The following is a 356-nucleotide window of genomic DNA, read 5'->3' as shown; positions in this document are numbered from 1 at the left end:
CGGCGGGCGGCGTTGCCGATTTCAGTGCGGCGCTCGTCCTTGCGGCGCTTCACCAGCTTCTCCAGGTCCAGACGCTTGGCCCGAGCCTCGGCCGCGATGTCATCGATCGTGCGGAACAGCAGGTCGATGCTCTCGGTCTGGCTCAGGGCGTGCTGCTTGGCCGCTTTCAGCTGTTCCTCGATGTTGCCGCACCATTTCACGGTGGTCTCGGCATCGGCAAAATCCTGGTCGCTCACCAGCTCGGTGCTGATGCCCTGGAACACGGCGATGGCCTGCTCCTTCCACTCGGCCAGGTTCGAAGCGGGGACCATGCCGGTCACCTCGATTCGCAGGGCCGGCAGCTGGTCCGGGGCGCG

Annotated in this window: 1 protein-coding gene; it reads right to left on the bottom strand. The window is 66.3% G+C overall.

The genetic code is table 11. From position 1 onward, the window contains the following. On the bottom strand, positions 1-356 hold a 356-nt coding region (locus tag EN850_RS34400; protein WP_210238044.1), incomplete at both ends, for a hypothetical protein.

The organism is Mesorhizobium sp. M8A.F.Ca.ET.207.01.1.1 (assembly GCF_004794715.1).
GTDB lineage: Bacteria > Pseudomonadota > Alphaproteobacteria > Rhizobiales > Rhizobiaceae > Mesorhizobium.
Note: the sequence above shows the minus strand (reverse complement) of the source record. Positions and strands in the feature narration are given on the sequence as shown.